Annotated in this window: 1 protein-coding gene and 1 pseudogene; both read right to left on the reverse strand. The window is 80.5% G+C overall.

Going from position 1 to position 3359, the window contains the following annotated elements; translation table 11 throughout:
• The coding region (locus tag ACYVPE_RS39555) for a hypothetical protein (protein ID WP_461038688.1) at positions 1-1621 on the reverse strand (1621 nt) is incomplete at its 3' end.
• Positions 1618-2721: pseudogene (locus ACYVPE_RS39560) on the reverse strand (VWA domain-containing protein); the annotation flags it as partial. The gene ACYVPE_RS39555 and the pseudogene ACYVPE_RS39560, both read right to left, overlap by 4 nt.
• Positions 2722-3359 lie beyond the last annotated feature (638 nt).

The following is a 3359-nucleotide window of genomic DNA, read 5'->3' on the forward strand; positions in this document are numbered from 1 at the left end:
CGGCGACCGTGCCCGGCAGCGCCAGGGCGAGCCGGCCGGCCGCGGCGGCCCGGGCGGTGCGGCGGCGCAGCAGGTGGATCGGGGGCTGGGCCGCCTCGTCCGCGGCGAGGGCCGGCGGCACGGTTTCCGGCGCGGCGGCCTCGGCCGTGGGCAGGTCGCCGCGTTGCAGCCGGTCGTACCCCAGGTCGACGCGGCCGGCGGGGTCGGGGAGCCGCAGCCCCTGGCCCTCGTCGCCCGGCGGGCGGCCCACGGCCAGCAGCCGCAGTTGGGGGTGCGGCCCGGGGGTCAGCCGGCCGATGACGCGGAGCCGCAGCCCCGGGGCGGCGGCGAGCAGCCGCAGGTTGTCGCGGTGGGCGAGCGCCGGGTCCTCGTCGGCGACGGTGAGCCTGATCCGCACCCCAGCGCAGTCGGCCAGCAGGACGTGGCCACCGGTGGCGCGGAGCGGGCGGCGGCACGGCTCGTCGAGGAACAGCAGGTCGGGGCCCGGCGAGCGCCGCGCCTCGGGGAGCGCGGCGGCCTCCAGTGCCCTGGCGGCCTGGCGGTGCGGCGGCTCGGCCCAGAACCGGGCGAGCGGCGGCTCGTGCCAGCCGGCGCCGGCCGCCTGGACGGCGCGCACGCCGGCGCCGGCGCCGAGCCGGCCGTCGGGCGAGACGGTGGCGCCGGAGACGACGAGGCCGGCCCGGGCCAGCCGGCGGTGGGTCAGGGCCGCGTCGCCGGGGCGCACGGTGCGCTTCACGGCGCCGGCCGCCGGGTCGGCGCCGCCGGGGGCCACGTCGGGCACGCGGAAGAGCCGGCCCTCGGTGTCCGCCGTCCAGGTGACGACGCCGGCGTGGCCGCTGCCGGCGAGCACCGGCTCGCTGAACAGGCCGTAGAGCCGCAGCGAGCCGCCCGGCAGGTAGGGGCGGCGGGCGAGGCCGCGCAGCTCGGCGAGCCGGGGGCCGGTGGCGTGGCCGAGGCCGTGCGCCGTCGACAGCAACTCGCGCAGCTCCTCGACGAGGTCGGCGAGCCGGTACGCCGGGTCGGCGGCGCCGGCGGCGCGCAGCCGGGCGGCGGAGGCGACGGCGACCGCGGCGGGGCGCGGCAGCCCGGCCAGCCTGGCGGCGTGGGCGGCCCCGAGCAGCTCGGCCTGGACGACGGCGCCGGCCCCGTCCACGCCGGCCTCCAGCGCGGCGACGCCGGCGGCCCACAACTCCGCGGCCGCCGCCAGCTGTTGGGGCGTGGCCGGCGGGATGTCCGGGGCCGCGGTCGGTTGGACGGCCCGGGGATCGGCCGGCTCGGGCGCGGGGTGGTCGTCGTCGGCCGGCGGCCCCTCCCCGGCGGCGGCGTCCGCCGCGACGGGCGCGGCGCAGGCGGCGGCCGGTCGGTGCACGCAGCCGGGGGCGAGGAGGCAGCCGCAGCGGATGGCGACGACGTCGGTCACGCTGCCGCCGGCGGCCCGCAGTTCGAGCGTGGTCTCGTCGTCCACGGCGATCCGGTAGACGTCGCCGTCCCGGCTGACCGGCCGGGCGGCCAGCTTGGCGGTCGCGGCGTCGAGGCGTTTGCGCAGCCGGGGGCTGAGGTCGGCCACCAGCCTGGCGGTCACCTCCGGGGCCACGGGGGGCAGGGCCTGCGTGTCGGTCACCTGATCTTCTCTCCTACCCAGCGGGCGAGTTCGAGCGGGCTGAGCGCCGCGACCGGCATGCCGGCCGCCACCAGCTGCCCGGCGACGCCGGTGCTGTACCGGGGCCGACCGGCGTCGTCCAGGCTGGCGCAGCCCAGCACGTGGCAGCCGGCGGCGGCCAGGCCGCGCACCTCGGCGAGGAGGCCGCCGAGCGGATAGCCCTCCTCGAAGTCGCTGACGACGACGACCAGGGTGCGGGAGGGCGCCGTCACCAACGTGCGGGCGTGCCGCAGCGCGGCGGCGATGTGGGTGCCGCCGCCGACCCGCACCTCGAGCAGCAGCGACAGGGGGTCCTTGACATGGCCCGAGAGGTCGACCACCTCGGTCGAGAACGCCAGGAAGTGGGTGGTGAGTGTGGGGACCCCGGCGAGCACGGCGGCGGTGAGCGCGGACCAGATGGTGGACGACTCCATCGAACCTGACACGTCGGTGACGATGATCAGCCGCCAGTCGGCGGTGCGGCGGGCGCGGGTGCGGAAGACGGGGCGCTCGGGGATGACCTGGATCGCGCCGTCAGGACCGCGCCTCGCGGTGGGCAGGTTGGCGCGCACGGTCCTGCCGAGGTCGAGCGGGCCGCCGGGGCGGCGGCTCGGCCGGGGCAGGGCGGCGCCGGTGAGGGCGGGGCGGAGCCTGGTGGCCAGGGCGCGGGTGAGCTCGGCGACCAACCGCCGGACCAGCGGGCGGAGTTGGGCCAGCCGGGCCTCCGGGAGGCCGCCGGCGTGACGCAGCACGGTGCGGAGCAGTTCGACGGAGGGGCGGACCCGGTCGGGGTCGAGCGCCAGCGCGGCCTCGCCGCGGCCGGCGGCCGCGGCGGCGGCCAGCACCTCCTCGCGGATGCCGGGCCCGAACAGCGCGGCCAGCTCCGCCGACCACTCGCGGACGCTCGGGTACGGCGTCTCGCGCCCACCGCCGCCACGGCCGCCCGGCAGGTCGCCCCTGGCGCCCTCGCCGCGGCCGGCGCCGTAGAGCTCGTCGAGCGCGGTGGCCAACGGGACGGCACCCGCCGCGAGCCGCCCGCCCGGCCGCCCGAGCACCAACCGCCACCGGTCGCCCGCGGCGAGCCCCCCGGCCACCTGCGGCGGCTCCCCCGACGACGTGTGCCCCCCGTTCTGGCGGGCCGAATCCGCCGGCAGCGGCACCTCTGCCGGCGACGAAGTCGCCATCCCGGCCGGGACGCTGGCCTGGCCGGCCGGGCCAGTGCCACCCGACTCGGCGCGAGGCCCGCCAGTTGACGCCTCCGCACCGCCGGGCACTGCCGTCGCGCCCTCCCCCGGGCCGGTAGCGGGCGCCGCCGCCCCCGCACCGGAGGCGTCGGCGTCGGGGCCGGCCGGGTCGGTGCCGCTCGGGCGCGCCGGCGACGACGCGACGTTGGCGGAACCTGCGACGGCGCCCGGACCGCTTGCCGCACCAGGCGTGGGCTGGCCCCCTGTCGCCCCGGCGACGCTGTCCAGCGAAACATCGGCCGTCGTGCCCTCGCCCAGGCCGGTGCCCGGCGTCGCTGCCCCCTCATCGGCCGTGCCGGCGCTGTCCCCCTGACCACCGACCGCGCCCGACACGGATCGGCCGTCCGGCGAAACATCGGGAGTCCCCGCGACGTCCAGGGCCGCCGAGGCGGACATGTCGGCGCCGGCCGCCCCGGCACGGGGGCCCGGAGCGTGCGGCTCCGGGCCGCCCCGCGGCGGGCCGCCGGGGCTCTCCG

It is taken from the genome of Streptomyces mayteni (assembly GCF_054783955.1).